The organism is Streptomyces sp. NBC_00513, from assembly GCF_041431415.1.
Taxonomy (GTDB): Bacteria; Actinomycetota; Actinomycetes; order Streptomycetales; family Streptomycetaceae; genus Streptomyces.
The window spans coordinates 5326941-5341227 of record NZ_CP107845.1 but is presented as its reverse complement, the minus strand read 5'-3'; the positions used below and the strand labels follow the sequence as shown (position 1 = coordinate 5341227).

The 14287-nt window shown below is 72.4% G+C and carries 12 protein-coding genes; 7 read left to right on the top strand and 5 right to left on the bottom strand.

What is annotated here, in order from left to right; all coding sequences use genetic code 11:
* Positions 1–46 precede the first annotated feature (46 nt).
* Positions 47–1246 carry an MFS transporter gene (locus OHA84_RS24780; RefSeq protein ID WP_266950022.1) on the top strand — a complete coding sequence of 400 codons (1200 nt, stop codon included), beginning with the start codon at positions 47–49 and terminating at the stop codon, positions 1244–1246.
* A 42-nt stretch (positions 1247–1288) separates the two neighbouring features.
* Positions 1289–2011, top strand: coding sequence for a CDP-alcohol phosphatidyltransferase family protein (locus OHA84_RS24775; protein WP_053677551.1), 723 nt, complete (start codon positions 1289–1291; stop codon positions 2009–2011).
* On the opposite strand, the gene OHA84_RS24770 is transcribed toward OHA84_RS24775, so the two are convergent.
* Positions 1992–2501 carry an adenylyltransferase/cytidyltransferase family protein gene (locus OHA84_RS24770; protein WP_053677738.1) on the bottom strand — a complete coding sequence of 170 codons (510 nt, stop codon included), beginning with the start codon at positions 2499–2501 and terminating at the stop codon, positions 1992–1994. The genes OHA84_RS24775 and OHA84_RS24770 overlap by 20 nt on opposite strands.
* A 172-nt stretch (positions 2502–2673) precedes the next feature.
* Here OHA84_RS24770 and OHA84_RS24765 point away from each other — a divergent pair, with 172 nt between their 5' ends.
* Genes OHA84_RS24765 through OHA84_RS24755 form a run of 3 tightly spaced genes read left to right on the top strand, consistent with a single transcriptional unit; the run spans position 2674 to position 6862 of the window.
* Positions 2674–3879, top strand: coding sequence for a glycosyltransferase family 4 protein (locus tag OHA84_RS24765; protein WP_053677736.1), 1206 nt, complete (start codon positions 2674–2676; stop codon positions 3877–3879).
* Entirely contained in the window at positions 3876–5621 is a 1746-nt protein-coding gene (locus OHA84_RS24760; protein WP_266969715.1) for a lipopolysaccharide biosynthesis protein, read from the top strand. Before OHA84_RS24765 ends, OHA84_RS24760 begins: the two co-directional genes overlap by 4 nt.
* Positions 5618–6862 carry a hypothetical protein gene (locus OHA84_RS24755; protein WP_266969717.1) on the top strand — a complete coding sequence of 415 codons (1245 nt, stop codon included), beginning with the start codon at positions 5618–5620 and terminating at the stop codon, positions 6860–6862. Before OHA84_RS24760 ends, OHA84_RS24755 begins: the two co-directional genes overlap by 4 nt.
* Before the next feature lie 36 nt (positions 6863–6898).
* Here OHA84_RS24755 and OHA84_RS24750 read toward each other — a convergent pair whose 3' ends face one another.
* On the bottom strand, positions 6899–8419 hold the full coding sequence (locus tag OHA84_RS24750; protein WP_371591450.1) for a hypothetical protein: 1521 nt from the start codon (positions 8417–8419) through the stop codon (positions 6899–6901).
* 124 nt (positions 8420–8543) lie between these two features.
* On the opposite strand from OHA84_RS24750, the gene OHA84_RS24745 reads away from it, so the two are divergent.
* Together OHA84_RS24745 and OHA84_RS24740 are read left to right on the top strand one after the other, a co-directional pair.
* Entirely contained in the window at positions 8544–9083 is a 540-nt protein-coding gene (locus tag OHA84_RS24745) for a WcaF family extracellular polysaccharide biosynthesis acetyltransferase (RefSeq protein WP_266969719.1), read from the top strand.
* Positions 9080–10207, top strand: a complete 1128-nt coding sequence (locus tag OHA84_RS24740; RefSeq protein ID WP_266969720.1) for a glycosyltransferase — start codon at positions 9080–9082, stop codon at positions 10205–10207. Before OHA84_RS24745 ends, OHA84_RS24740 begins: the two co-directional genes overlap by 4 nt.
* 54 nt (positions 10208–10261) lie before the next feature.
* Here the strand turns inward: OHA84_RS24740 and OHA84_RS24735 are convergent, their stop codons facing one another.
* The 3 genes from OHA84_RS24735 to OHA84_RS24725 all read right to left on the bottom strand — a co-directional run bounded on the left by OHA84_RS24735 (position 10262) and on the right by OHA84_RS24725 (position 14148).
* Entirely contained in the window at positions 10262–10477 is a 216-nt protein-coding gene (locus OHA84_RS24735) for a hypothetical protein (RefSeq protein WP_053677538.1), read from the bottom strand.
* 125 nt (positions 10478–10602) lie between these two features.
* Entirely contained in the window at positions 10603–11283 is a 681-nt protein-coding gene (locus tag OHA84_RS24730; RefSeq protein ID WP_053677536.1) for a hypothetical protein, read from the bottom strand.
* A gap of 84 nt (positions 11284–11367) precedes the next feature.
* Positions 11368–14148 (bottom strand): LamG-like jellyroll fold domain-containing protein, encoded by a 2781-nt coding sequence (locus OHA84_RS24725; protein ID WP_266969723.1) that lies wholly within the window; start codon positions 14146–14148, stop codon positions 11368–11370.
* Between the last annotated feature and the right edge of the window lie 139 nt (positions 14149–14287).

Genomic DNA, 14287 nt, shown 5'->3' with positions numbered 1-14287 from the left:
GCATTTCGTTGACGAATCATTCGCTGGCGAAATAGTGTCCGGTGTCATGACCCCGACGATCTGGCGACTGCTCACCGGGCGCGCCTTCGCCGCCTTCGCCACGGCCCTGATCCCCACCACCCTCACCCTCGCGGTGGTGCGCACCGGTTCGGCCGGCGACCTCGGCCTGGTGCTCGCCGCCGAGCTGCTCCCGATGCTGCTCCTCCTGCCCCTCGCGGGCGTGGTGGCCGACCGCCACCCCGCCCGACGGGTGGTGCTCGTGTCCGACCTCGCGCGCGCCGCCGCGCAACTGGGCACCGGCGCGCTGCTGCTGTCCGGCCCCGTACGGATCCCCGAGCTCGCGGCGCTGGCCGCCGTGACCGGGGTCGCCGTGGCCTTCGGCAACCCCTCCGCCCGGACGCTGGTGGCGGGCGTCGTCCCCGAGGAGGGCCGACTGCGGGTCAACGCCCGGCTGGGGGTGGCCAACGCCCTCGCCCTGATGGCCGGACCCGCCGCCGCCGGCGCGATGGTGCTGCTCGTCGGCGCGGGCTGGTCCTCCCTGCTCACCAGCGCCCTGTTCGTCTGCTCCGCGCTCACCCTGGGCGGGCTGCGCACCCCGGCGCCCGCCCGGAGCGAGGCACGCGCCCGCTTCCTCACGGAACTGCGGGCCGGCTGGGCGGAGACCCGGCGGCACCCGTGGTTTCTGGCCAATGTCGTGGCCCACGGCGTCTGGCACCTCGCGGCCGGCCTGCTGCTCACCCTGGGTCCGCTGATCGCCGTGCGGAGCCTGGGGGGCGAGGGCGCCTGGGTGGTCGTCGCGCAACTGGGCACGGCCGGGATGCTCGTCGGGGTCTGGCTCGCCGGTCGGCTGCGCGTGGGACGGCCGCTGGTCTGGGTGGCGGTCGCGTCCTCGCTCCAGGCCCTGCCGCTGACGGCCTTCGCCCTGCGGTCACCGCTCGCGATCACGGCCGCGGCCCTCTTCGTCGCCATGTTCGGCGTGGGGCTGCTGAGCCCCCTGTGGGAGACGGAGATCCAGCGCCGTGTCCCGCCGGAGACCCTGGGGCGGGTCGGTTCCTTCGACACCCTGATCTCGTTCGCCGCCCGGCCGTTGGGCCTCGCGACGGCGGCGCCGCTCGCGGCGGTCGCGGGGACGACGGTCCCGCTGCTGGTGGCGGCGGTGCTCACCGCCGCCGCGAACCTGTCCGTACTGCTGCTTCAGGACGTCCGGGCACATCCCGGGCGGAAGGCCGCACCGGCCCTGCGATGATGTGCCCTTCATACGTACACACGTTCAAAGGGGCTTGGCCGGATGGCGAGATTCGGGACCGCGTTGCGGGAGCTGCGCGGGGCGCAGAAGTCGGCGAAGGGCGTGTCGCTCTACTCCCGGTACGTCAACCGTCCCGCCGGGCGGTACCTGGCCGCCGGGTCGCACGCCCTCGGTCTCACCCCGAACCAGGTCACGCTGATCAGCGCGGCCTTCAGCTTCGCCGCGGTCGCGGCCGTCGCGCTGGCCGCGCCCTCGTGGGGGCTCGGGATCGTCGTGTGGGCCGCGCTCGCGGTCGGCTTCGCCTTCGACTCCGCCGACGGCCAGCTCGCGCGGCTGCGCGGGGGCGGCAGCGCCTCGGGCGAATGGCTGGACCACGTCGTGGACTGCGCCAAGCTGACGGCCCTGCACACCTGCGTGCTGATCGCCTTCTACCGCTTCCCCGACGCGTACGGGACGGGCGGGGACGGCTGGTTGCTGGTGCCGCTCGGCTTCCAGTTCGCCGCGATCGTCACCTTCTTCGGCGGGCTGCTCACCGAGAAGCTCAAGCCCAGGCCGGCGCCGGGAAGCGCCGCCGCCGCGCCGTCGACCGTGCGCGCGGTCGCACTGCTGCCCGTGGACTACGGGGTGTTCTGTCTGGTGTTCCTGCTGCTCGGCGGCGGGGAGCTGTTCCGCTGGGCGTACGCGGGACTGGGCGCGGTCGCCGTGCTGTTCCTGCTGGCGTTCCTCGCCAAGTGGTACCGGGAGCTCAGCGCCGTTCCGCGCTGAGGCCCTCGCCGGCGAGGTGGGCGACCTGGGGCGGGACGAGCGGCTGCGACAGGGCGTCCAGGGCCCGACGGAGCTGGGTGCTGGAGGTGTGGACCGTGTAGGGGAAGTAGACGACGTCGACGCCGTGCTCGGCGAAGTCCTTCTCCAGACGGTCGCCCTTGGGGGTGCCGCGCCAGTCGTCGCCCTTGAAGATGACGTCGAAGCGGACCTGCTTCCAGGTCTCCACCTTGTCCGGGACCGTCTCGACGAAGGCGGCGTCGACGTACTTGACGCTGCGGACGATCTCCAGCCGCTCCACCAGCGGGATCATCGGGCGGCGGCCCTTGGCGAGTTCGGCCATCTCGTCCGACACCACGCCGGCCACCAGGTAGTCGCACTGACTCCGGGCGTGGCGAAGGATATTGAGATGTCCGATATGGAACAGATCGTACGCACCCGGCGCGTAGCCCACTCGATACGGCCTGCGCGCGGACGCACCAAGGTCTGACATGTCCTGCTCCGTCATCGGTTACCCCCCATGAGCCACACCCCCCGGTGTGGCGGATTAGCAGACAATAGCGTGCACGTACCGCGTCACGTCGGTGAACGAATAGGGTGACGTGCGCATCATCCAGGGGAGAAGGGGACCTTCAGTGTCCAGATCCGGTCACCGGCGCCTGCTGCTGGTTTCCACCAATTACGCTCCTGAGCACGCGGGGATCGGGCCGTACGCCACCCAGATCGCCGAGCACTGGGCGGATCTCGGCCACGAGACCCATGTACTGGCGGGCATGCCGCACTACCCGGCCTGGTCTCTCGAGCCGGAGTACAAGGGGGCGCTACGGCGCACGGAGCAGCGCGCCGGGGTGACCGTGCACCGGCGCGCGCACACCGTTCCGCAGCGCCAGACCGCCGTGAAGCGGGCCCTCTTCGAAGGATCGATTCTGCTGCACGGGGCCGCGGCCCCGCCGCGGATGAAGAAGCCGGACGCGGTCATGGCCCAGATGCCCAGCCTGGCCGGCGGGGTCCTCGCGGCGCGACTCGCGGCCAAGTGGAAGGTCCCCTACGTCCCGGTGGTCCAGGACCTGATGGGCGCCGCCGCCGCGCAGAGCGGGATCAGCGGCGGCGACAAGGCGGCCGCCGTCGCCGGTCGCGCCGAGGCGTACGCCCTCAAGCGCGCCACCCTGGTCGGTGTGATTCACGAGACGTTCGTGGACCGGGTCGTCGGGATGGGCGTGGACCCGAAGAGGATCCGCCTGGTGCCCAACTGGTCCCACGTGTCGGTCCCCACGAAGCCGCGCGGCGAGACCCGCCGGCATCTGGGCTGGGCCCCTGGTCAGACGGTGGTCCTGCACTCCGGGAACATGGGCCTCAAGCAGGGTCTGGAAGTGCTCGTCGGTGCCGCGCGACTGGATCCGAACGTCCGCTTTGTCCTCATGGGTGACGGAAGCCAGCGCTCCACTCTCGCCGACCTCGCCGCCGATGTGCCGAACCTTGACATCATCCCCCCTGCCGCTGACGGCGAGTTCCCGGATATCCTCGCGGCGGCGGACGTGCTCGCGGTCACGCAGCACGCGGCCGTGATGGACATGAGCGTGCCGTCCAAGCTCACCTCGTACTTCCAGGCGGGCCGGCCCGTCCTCGCGTCCGTCGCGGCACAGGGCGGAACGGCCCAGGAAGTGGAACGTTCGGGCGCGGGGGTGCTCGTACCGCCGGAGGACCCCGACGCCCTGTTGAAGGCCGTCCGGGCCCTGGCCGAGGATCCCGAAGGCGCGAACGCGCTGGGGGCCGCCGGGCCCGCCCACGTGGCGGCCCACCTGAGCAGGGAAGCGGGTCTCGCCCGCATCGACGCACTGATAGACGAAGCACTTGGGGGTCCCCGGCCGTGATCGAGACGAACCGCCCGGCAGCGGCTCCGGCAGAGGACGAACCCGACCTCCTCCGGGACCAGTTCAAGCAGCTCCTGCGCTACCGCCGACTTCTCCTGGCGGGCGTCGGCGTCGGCCTGCTGGGTGGTGTCTACCTCGGCATATCCACGGCCGACACGTACGTCGCCACCGCCGACGTCGTGCTGCGCGCGCCCACCGACGACCCGTTCAACCCGAGCCTCGCGCCCGACAAGGCGATCAACATCGGCTCCGAGCGCCAGGTCGCGCTCTCCAGCTCCATCGCCAACGAGGCCGCGAAGAAGCTCGGCGTCACCGCGTCCGGCCTCGCCGGTCTGCGCTCGGGTCTCCAGGTCACCAACCCGCCCCAGACGATGGTCCTGCGCTTCACCTACACCTCGTCCTCCCCCCAGGAGGCCGCCAAGCGCGCCAACGCGATGACCGGCGCCTACCTGCTCAAGCGGCAGGAGGCCCTCGACGTCACCCGCGACAAGATGGTCAAGGGCTACCAGGACCAGCGCGACCCGGTCGCCAAGCAGTTGGACGAGCTGGCCAAGGACATCTCCCGGATGCCGGCGGGCGCCACCCGGGACGCGGCCACCTCCAGCAAGACCGACCTCCAGAGCGAGGTCGGCCGCTACAACAACAGCATCACCAAGCTCGAAGCCCTCGACATGACCCCGGGGCGCGTCACCAGCCCCGCGACCCCGCCGTCCGAGCCCGACGGCCCCGGCATCCCGATGTCGCTGGCGATCGGCGCGGCCGTGGGCCTCGCGCTCGGCCTGCTCGCCGCCTGGGTCCGGCTCGTCTTCGACCCGGCTCCGCGCTCCGAGGGCGATGTCGCCCGGGCCCTGCGCGCCCCCGTACTGGGCTCCCTGCCGCGGGACAAGACCGGCGGCGGTCCGCTGCTCGCGGCCGGCGAGGAGGATCCGCGGCTCGCCGAGGAGTTCCGCTCGGTGGCGTTCCGGCTCGCGTACGACGCCCGGTTCGCCGACCGGCGCCGCCTGTTGGTCGTCGCCCCGCGCGGCTCCAGCGAGACCGCCGCGGCGGTGGCCGTGAACCTGGCCGCCTCCTTCGCCGAGACCGGCAAGGACGTCCTGCTCATCGAGGCGGACCTGCGCACCCCGGTGCTGGCGAGCCAACTGCCGACCGACGCGGGAGGCCGGCCGCGCTGGAGCCAGATGCCGGGCGGTCCCGCCGCCGGGCAGAGCGGCGACTCCGACTGGCCCGACGGACGTCAGCTCGTCGTGGACGCCGGTGAGTCCGGTGCCTTCGACCTGATCCCGGGCGAGCGGGTCCGCAACGTCGCCCGCGCCCTGACGTCCCCGCGCTCGACCCGGCTGATCTCCGAGGCCGACTCCCCCAACTCCACGGTCGTGGTGCTCGCGCCGCCCGTGCTCTCGTACGCCGACGCCCTCGCGCTCGTCGACCGCGTCGACGGGGTGCTGGTCGTCTGTGACCCGCGTGCCGTGCGGCGCACCGACCTCTCCCGCATCCGCGAACTGATCAGCGGCGCGGGCGGCACGGTGCTCGGCGCGGTGCTGCACACCCCGCTGCCCACCGAGAAGCGCGGACGCGGCAAGGGCAAGGGGGAAACTGCCTCGCAGGACACGCCGGCCCGCGGGCCGGCCGGTCCGTCCGCGCCGCAGCCGATCCCCTACGAGGTGGCCGAGCCGGAGCAGCACATCCCCGGTGACGGCACCGACACCGTGGCGCTGCGCACGGTCCGCATGGGCCGGCGGTGAGTCGGCGGGGACTCGCAGCGGTCGCCTCGGTCCTGGACCAGGCGGCCTCCAGCGCCACCAACATCCTGGTGCTGGTGTTGGCCGCCCGGCTGTCCTCGGCAGCCGGGTTCGCCGACTTCTCGATGGTGTACGTGACGTTCACCGTGCTCCTCGGGCTGAACATGGCCTACGTCGGCCAGACCGTGGTGCTGGAGAAGGGCGAGCGGCTCCCGACGGTGTGCCGCTCGGCCGTCGCCTTCACCGCGGCGGCCGCGACCGCCGTCGGCGTCGTGCTCGTCCTCGTGGGCCTGCTGCTGCCCGGGGCCACCGGGTGGGCCGTCCTCGCGCTCGGTCTGGTCCTGCCACCGGTGCTCGTACAGGACGGACTGCGGTACTGCTTCTCCGCGCTGCGCGCGCCCGAGCGGGCCCTGGCCGCCGACGCGCTGCGCCTGGTGTGCGTGGTGCCCGCCCTGCTGCTCCAGCCCGAAGGGGCGTCGGCGGGACGGCTCGTCCTGGTGTGGGGGGTCTCCGCGCTGCCCGCCCTGGCCCTGGGGCTGCTCCTGCTGCGGCCGGCCGTGCGGGGCGCGGCGACGGATCCGCGTCCGTACCTGCGCCGCGGTCACCTGGGGCAGCGGTTCGTCGTCGAGTTCGCGGTGGGCAACGGGTCCAGTCAGCTCGCCGTCCTGGGCCTCGGCGTCTTCGCGACGCCCCTGGCCGTGGGGGCGCTGCGCGGCGCGACGACCCTGTTCGGGCCGCTCAACGTGCTGTTCAACTCCGCGAACGCCTTCGGGCCGCCCGTGGTGGGCCGGGCCTCCGGCAAGCGGGGTGTGGTCCGGCTGACGCTGCTGATGGGCGGCGCGCTGGCCGTCCTCGGCGCCGGCTGGGGGGCGGTGTTGTACGCGCTGCCCGATTCCGTGGGCCGCCAACTGCTGGGCGACACCTGGACGGCGGCCGCCGCGCTGCTGCCGGCGACGGGCGCCCAGTACGCGGTGATGGGGCTGGGCACCTGCGCCCTGCTGACCCTTCGGGTGCTGAACCCGAAGGCCACGCTCTCGCTCCAGGTGGTGTTCTCGCTGCTGTCGGTGGGGCTGCTGCTGGGCGGTTACGCGGCCTGGGGCGTCGCCGGCGCCGCGTGGGGGCTGGCCGTCGGCTCGGCCGCCAAGGCGGCCGCCGGCTGGTCCCGCGTCGTACGGCTGCCCGTGCCGCCGGTGACCGCGGGCCGGGCGCCCGACCCGGTGACCGAGAGCCGCGGCGCCGTCTGACCCCGTGCGGGGCTCGTCGCAGGCCCCGGCGGCGGATCAGCGCAGGGTGGTGTCCTTGTCCGTGCGGTACGTCGCCACGAGGGCCAGGCACATGGCCGCTATCGCGACGCGGCCCGAGGCCTGGAGCAGCGGTCCGCGCAGCAGGATGAAGGAGTAGCCCGCGACCAGCGGGACGACCACCGAGATCAGGCTGCCGGGTGGGGACCGGCGGGTGGCGCGCTTCGCGTACCGCCGGTCGACGCGGGCGGCCGCGTAGCCCATCACCAGCAGCCCCGCGCCCATGCCCAGCGTGCCGAAGTCCAGCCACAGCTCCGCCCAGATCGGGGAGGAGAGGTTGGTGTTGATCGTGCCCATCCACTGGCCGACCATCACGCCGGTGTCGCGTGCCTTGCTCGGCCAGACCGAGCGGGGCACGGCGAAGAAGACGGAACCGGCGAGCTGGCGCCCGTAGGAGTGGCCCGGGCCGGAGTCCGCGTAGGTGATGGTGTTGGCGAACATGCCGATCTGGTCGTAGTCCTTGAGCGCCATCGGCTCCAGGAACGAGGTCGTCTCGACCGGCTTGTAGTTCTTCTCGTCGTACCGGAAGCGGTCCGCGAACGGGAAGACGAGCAGGGCGATCACCACGGCCATCGACAGCGCCACCCGGTACATCGCGGCGCTCACCGGGAAGACGGTGAACAGCAGCGCGAACATGACGGTGAGGAACCAGTAGCGCGGGTTCGAGATCGGGTTGTTGACCACGAGGTTCAGCGCGGCCAGCCCCGCCCAGGTGACGATGATCGACACCTTGCGGCGGGCGAACTTCGAGGTGATCAGCCAGCGCGTGTACAGGAGCAGGGCGAGCAGCGCCGGTACGGTGCCGAAGCCGCGCAGCAGGGCCTGGCCGGCCTGCCCGTCGCCGTTGGAGACGCCCGCCTCCTCGATGCCGGCGATGATCTCCTGGCGGCTGGAGAAGAAGACGCTGGGGCCGCCCAGCTTCACGATGAGGGCCGCGCTGCCCAGGAAGGCGAGGACGGTCAGCAGTTGCAGGCGCCGCTTGTGCGCCATGACCGGCTTCTCCTCCTTGCGGGACCCCCCGGCGAGGCCCGTCGGCCGGTGCCGGGCGAGGAGGACGCCGACGTCGAACGCGAGGCAGCCGAGCAGGACGAGGCCGATGGCGAGCGTCAGGTCGGAGCGGGGCCCGACCACGGGCGTGGGTACCCGGCCGAGGACGGCCTGGGCGAGCGGGGCCACTCCCATCGCCATGTAGACGAACAGCCAGAACGAGCCCTGGAGGAGCTTGCGGCGGCTGGTCAGCACCATCGCGGACAGCCGGGCGCCCGCGTACATGGTGAGCAGGAGTTGGAGCCAGAAGGCGGCGTCGTGCTGGCCGTCGCCGGACTGGACGGCGACCACGAGCGGCAGGAAGACGCTGAAGCCGAGGATGAGCGGGATGGACAACGCGCGCGAGAGCAGGGTCCGCGGGGTGGTGACCCGACCCCATTTCTTCTCGTCGTCCGGGTCGGGCACGCCGGGTATCGGGCGCGTGACGGCGGGCTTGTGTACGTCTGTTGCCACTGCTGCCCCCACCCGGTGTGCCTGGTCCGCGCGCAGTCTAGTCTGAGCGGGCGGCGCCCGGGGAGGCGCGGCCGGGGGAGACGCCCGCCGACGGTGCTCGGGGGCGGACGACGAGGGGCGACAGTTGCGGGATCTTCCTGCGTTCACGCTGGCCGGATACGAGAAGGGGCGCGGACTGCTCACGCAGGCGCTCTGGTTCGCCGTGATGAACACGGTGTTCATGGCCTGGTTCTGCCCGGCCCGGCTGCGCGTCGCGCTGCTGCGGGCCTTCGGGGCGAAGATCGGCGAGGGTGTGCTGATCCGCCACCGGGTGCGGGTGCTGTGGCCGTGGAAACTGACCGTCGGGGACCACGCCTGGATCGGCGAGGGCGCCTGGCTGCTGAACCTGGAACCGGTGACCATCGGGGCGAACGTGTGCGTCTCGCAGGAGGCGATGCTCTGCACCGGCTCGCACGACCACCGGGCCGCGGACTTCCGCTACCGCAACGCCCCGATCATCGTGGAGGACGGCGCGTGGGTGGCCGTGCGCGCGACGGTGCTGGCCGGCGTGACGATCGGCCGGTGCGCGGTCGCGGGCGCCGGCGCCGTGGTCCACAAGGACCTGCCGGCGTTGACCCTGCAGACCCAGGACGGGCGTCGCCGCCCGGTGGAGGAGCCCAAGTGAGAGTCCTGCACGCCGTTACCCTGCACTCCCCCTCGCACGCTTTCGGCGGGCCGGTGCGGGTCGCGCTGAACCTCGCCAAGGGGCTGCGGGCGCGCGGTCACGAGGCCCGACTGCTGGCCCTGGGCGAGGGTTTCCCCGACCCGTGGCCGACCTCGGTGGAGGGCGTCCCGGCGAAGCTGTTCCCGGCCCGGCGGCTGCTCCCCCTCGGCTTCAGCGGGATGACCTCGCCGGCTCTGCTGGCCTCGGCGGGGCGGCTGGTCCGCGACGCCGACGTCGTCCACGTCCACCTGGCCCGGGACCTGGTCACGCTGCCGGTGGCGCTGGCGGCGCTGCGGGCCCGCAAGCCGCTGGTGCTCCAGACCCACGGAATGGTGGACCCGAGCGGGAAGCTGCTGGCGAAGGTGCTGGACGCGGTGGCGGTACGTCGACTGCTGCGCGGCGCGGACGCGGTGCTGTACCTGACCCCGCACGAACGGGAGGGCCTGGACGCCGTGGTGGGTCCGCCCGCGCTCGCGTCGGCGGTCCGACTCGTCAACGGCACTCCGGCGCAGGAGGAACGGCCCGCGCCGAGCGGGGCGCCGCGCGTGCTGTACTCGGCGCGACTGCAGGCCCGCAAGCGTCCGGTGGACTTCGTGGACGCGGCCCCGGCGGTGCTGGCCGTCCACCCGGACGCGGAGTTCGTGGTGGCGGGGCCGGACGAGGGGGAACGGGACGCCGTCCTGGCGCGGATCGCGGCCCTGGGGCTCGGCGACCGGTTCACCGTGCCGGGGGCGCTGTCCAGCGCCGAGGTGCTGACGGAGCTGCGCCGGGCGCACGTGTACGTGCTGCCGTCGGTGGAGGAGCCGTTCCCGATGTCGGTCCTGGAGGCCCTCTCGGTGGGCGTCCCGACGGTGGTCACCCACTCCAACGGGCTGGCCCGCGACATCGCCGCGGCGGGGGCGGGCCGGGCCGTGGAGCCGGGTCCGGCGGGGGTCGCCGAGGCGATCCTCGCGCTGCTGGACCCGGCCGCCAACGCGGCGGCCTCGGTCGCCGCCCGCGAGCTGGCGACGGAGTCCTTCTCGATGGACGCGGTCCTGGACACCCTGCTGCCGGTCTACGAGGCCGCCGCGGGACGCACCCGCTAGGACCTCACGTGTCCCCCGGAGTCGCCCGGCCGCGCGGCCGGGCCCCGGGGGCGGTCAGATGCCGTCGCGTCGACCCTCGACCACCGGGAGGACCCCGGCCGCGCGCCGGCGCTTGAGGACGCTGGCGTAGACGGCGAGGCCGATGCCGCCGGCCGCCATCATGATGAGGCCGACCAGATCGAGGTTGACGCTCTCCATCTTCCAGTCGCTCGCGAAGGTGAGGATGGCTCCCACCACGATCAGGGCGATGCAACCGCCGATGCCGCGCATACCTACCGCCTTCACAGTCTTGGTCGTGTCACACGCGGGTACCCGGCAACGGGACGCGAAAACGCCGCCGCCGCCCGGGGGTTCGGGCGGCGGCGGCGTTGCGGTACGGAGCGGGCGCGGGTCCGCTAGGCGCGGATCCAGGCGTAGCAGCCCGCGGAGTTGAACTCCGCGGCGCCGGCCGGGATGGTGGCCGTCACCTTGTCGCCCGCCTTGAGGGGGGCCGCCGGACCCGACGCGAGGACGGCGCCGTCCTTGCCCTTCGCCTCCCAGGTGCAGGTGGTGCTCTGGGTCAGCGCCCGGTAGTTGCCCGCGGCGGGCGACTTCCGGGGGCCTTCGGGGAAGCCCTTCTCCGCGGCCGCGAGGATCGGCTTCTGCTCCGGGCACAGCAGCGTGATGGCGTCCTTCGCCCCCGGGATCTCCCCGGTGATGACGGCCCCGGTCGCCGCGTCCTTGTCGCGCTTCGCGGTGCGCTCCACGCGCTGGCAGGACTCCTGACCGGTCTGGAGGACGGCCGCCGGGTCCATCTTCTCCGGCACCCGGCCGCTCAGGAACTTCTTCTCCTTGTCGGTGAAGTTGCCCGTCTTCGGGGTCAGCTTCGCGTCGGGGAGGACCGGGCCCGTCGGCTTCGCGCCGGTCGACGGGGTCGCCGAGGCCGGCGGGGCGTCCGCCGGGTCGGGGACCGACGACGAGGCGGGCGGCTTCGGCTTCGCGGCCTCGGAGTCGGCCTTGCCGTCGCCCGAACTGCAGGCGGTCAGCGTCAGGGCGGCGGCCAGCAGAACAGCGGCCGCCGCGGGGCGTCGGTACATCAGGGGCTCCCGTACTTGCCGGTGGTGAGACAGGAGTACGGGGCCCGCCTGCTGAGGCGGGCCCCGTACTCCGTCAAGCGGTTGTTACTTCGGGCCGAAGGTGAGGATCAGCTGCGGAGCGGCGTCCGCGGCCGTCGACTCCGACGACCAGAGCCACAGCGGGTCGGTACCCGTGCTGGTCAGCGCGAGGCTGGTGTTGTCGCCCAGCAGGGCGGTAACCGCCGCGGTGTCCAGGTCGATGCCGTGGATGGCGGAGCCGTCCGCGGCGCCCGCGAGGGTGCCGAGGGCGGGGGTGCCGAGCGCCGGCTTCGTGTTGAACGTGGTGGCCGCGGCCGTCCAGGAACCGGTGACCGGGACCACGGACACGGTGTCGGTCGTGCCGGCGCCCGCCTGGGTCGTGGTCTTGACCTGGAGCGAGGCCGCCTTCAGGACCTGCCCGGCCGGGGCGGCCGGGAGGGTGAAGCGCAGGTACGTCTGGTACGCCGACGTGCCGCGGACCGCGAGCGAGGTGGCCGCGCCGTTGGCGGCGTTGGGAGCACCCTGGTTGACGTAGGTGTCCTCGGTCGTGACGACCTTGGAGACCGTGTCGGTGGGGGCCTTCGCCAGGTCGAAGTGCGCCTTGACCTGGGCCTGGGTGAGCGCCGTCGGGTAGACGGCCGTCTCGTCGATCTGACCGGCGAAGAAGTTGCTGGTCGGTCGGGTCGGCCAGCCGGCGAGGTTGTCGCCGCCCACGTGCCAGAAGCCCGCGTACGCGGTGGAGGTCGAGGCGTTGTTCGTGCCCTTGTTCTGACCGTCCACGTACAGGGTCATGCCACCGGGGCCCTGCGTGCCGACCACGTGGTGCCACTTGTTGTCGTTGTACGAGGAGTCGAACAGACCGGTGGAGATGGTCCGGTTCGAGCCGTTGTACACGCCGAAGATCAGGCGGCCGGTGTTGGTGATGTACAGCTGCTTGTCGTACGTGCCGCTGTTGCTGGTGGTGTTGTTGCCGAAGCCGATCAGCTTGCCACCGCGCGAGCTGTTCGTCTTGAACCAGGTCTCGATGGTGTAGCTGGACCCGACGCTCTGACGGTGGTCGCTGTACACCTGCTGGCTGGTGCCGTTGAAGCCCATGGCCGTGCCGGTGCCGGCGACGGCGCCGGGCGTCTGGCGCAGCGCCGGGGCGTTGACCTGGATGCCGCTGGTGTTGCCGGAGGCCGACGAGTCGGCGACGTACGGGCTGACCGCGTCGTCGTAGCGCCAGTACAGGTTGGCGCCGTCCGAGCGGACCTTGTCCGGGTACGACTGGACCGAGCTCGGGATGGTGACCGAGCTGGTGGCCGACAGCGCGCTGGTGTTGCCCGCTCCGTCGGTCGCGGTCACGCGGTAGGTGTACGACTGCCCGGCCTTGACCGTGGTGTCGATCCAGGAGGCCTGCGGGCGCTCCCACTCCAGGGACTCCGCCGCCACGGTGGCGATCGGGGTGCCCGAGCCGTTGCGGTAGATGCGGTACGTCAGCTTGCTGTCGTCCTGGTCGTAGCTGGTGCGCCAGCGGACCTGGGCCTCGCCGGGCTTGACGCTGCCCGCGCTGGCCACCGGGGTGGTCGGCGCGCCGACGTCGCCCTTGGAGGAGAAGCGGGTGAGCGCCTGCTGCGGCTGACCGTTGATCAGGGTGAACTCACCGCCGACCCACATGTACTTGGTCTCGTTCTTCTCCGCGATGGCCATGACGCGTGGGCCGATGCCCTCGCCGAGGCCGTCGTTCGCGGTGGGGTGCCAGCCGAGCTTGCGCGGGCTGCGGACGAAGCCGTCCACGGGCGCGGGGGCGGCGCCTTCGTGGTCGGTGAGCTGCGCCAGCAGGAAGTTGCGCTTGCCGTCGGGGAACTGGCCCTCCAGCGAGCAGTCGTGCGCGTGCGAGGAGCTGTAGAGGACTCCGTCGTACGGCAGGACGAACTGGGTGGCGCCGAGGCAGCGGTCGCGCCACTTCTCGTTGAAGTTGGTGGCGAGACCGATGCGGCCGTCGAAGACGCCGCCGCCGGAGCCCTCGTTGCCCGTGTAGTAGCCGGTCGCGTCGGCCGAGATGTGCTTGACGACCGAGTTCGACGGGATGTTGTTGTAGGTCTTGGCGACGGCACCCGTGGTGGCGTTGACGACGGCCAGCGCGTGGGTGTTGGAGCCGTTGACCGAGAAGAAGTCGCCACCCAGCAGGACGTTCTTGCCGTCGTTGCTGAGCGCGATGGCGCGGCCGGGCTCGTCGGCGTTGGCGACGAAGGGCTTGATCGCACCGGAGCCGGCGTCGACCGCGGCGAACCGCTCGCGGGTCTGGCCCTCCACGGTGCCGAAGTCGCCGGCCGCGTACAGGGTGTCGTCCGTGACGGCGAGCGCGCGCACGGTGGCGGGGAAGCTCGGGTGGAACGACGCCTTGGGGGTGCAGGTCTCGATGTCGATCGCCGCGACGCTGGAGACCGGGGTGCCGTTGACGGCCCCGAAGTATCCGGCCGCGTACAGCGTCTTGTTGTCCTTCGAGACGACCAGCGAACGGACGGTCGCGCTGCCGTCGCCGGTGGTGAAGGCGAGCTTGCAGGACGTGGGGTTGCCCGTCGCCGCGTCGAGCGCGACGAAGTTCACGGCTTCCTGCTCGGTGCCGCTGCCGGCGTTGTCCGGCGGACGGACCGCCGAGAAGGTACCGCCGGCGAACACGGTGCCGTTGGCCTGGGCCATGGCAAAGACGATGCCGTTCGGCTGCCAGGTCGGCAGGTCGTCGGCCGTGAATGCCACCGGCTGCGTGATGGCCGACGCCTCGGGCATCAGCACCAGGCCTATACCGGTGCCGGCACCGGCCAGTGACAGGACGAGGGCAGCAGTCAGCCCTCTGGATCTACGCATGAGCCCCCCAGGGCAATTGCCCGGTTTGATGGCTGGAACTAGACGAACAGCCATATGTACAGGCGCAGACTAGGGCTCGCGTGAGGGCCCGGTCACCTCACTTGACCCATTGCATACCAACTTGGAATCAACAGGGTTC

Excerpts from the sequence above, each read along its gene's own strand:
- OHA84_RS24780 (WP_266950022.1), top strand. The coding sequence starts at position 47 with ATGACCCCGACGATCTGGCGACTGCTCACCGGGCGCGCCTTCGCCGCC.
- OHA84_RS24775 (WP_053677551.1), top strand. The coding sequence starts at position 1,289 with ATGGCGAGATTCGGGACCGCGTTGCGGGAGCTGCGCGGGGCGCAGAAG.
- OHA84_RS24770 (WP_053677738.1), bottom strand. The coding sequence starts at position 2,501 with ATGTCAGACCTTGGTGCGTCCGCGCGCAGGCCGTATCGAGTGGGCTAC.
- OHA84_RS24725 (WP_266969723.1), bottom strand. The coding sequence starts at position 14,148 with ATGCGTAGATCCAGAGGGCTGACTGCTGCCCTCGTCCTGTCACTGGCC.
- OHA84_RS24730 (WP_053677536.1), bottom strand. The coding sequence starts at position 11,283 with ATGTACCGACGCCCCGCGGCGGCCGCTGTTCTGCTGGCCGCCGCCCTG.
- OHA84_RS24735 (WP_053677538.1), bottom strand. The coding sequence starts at position 10,477 with ATGCGCGGCATCGGCGGTTGCATCGCCCTGATCGTGGTGGGAGCCATC.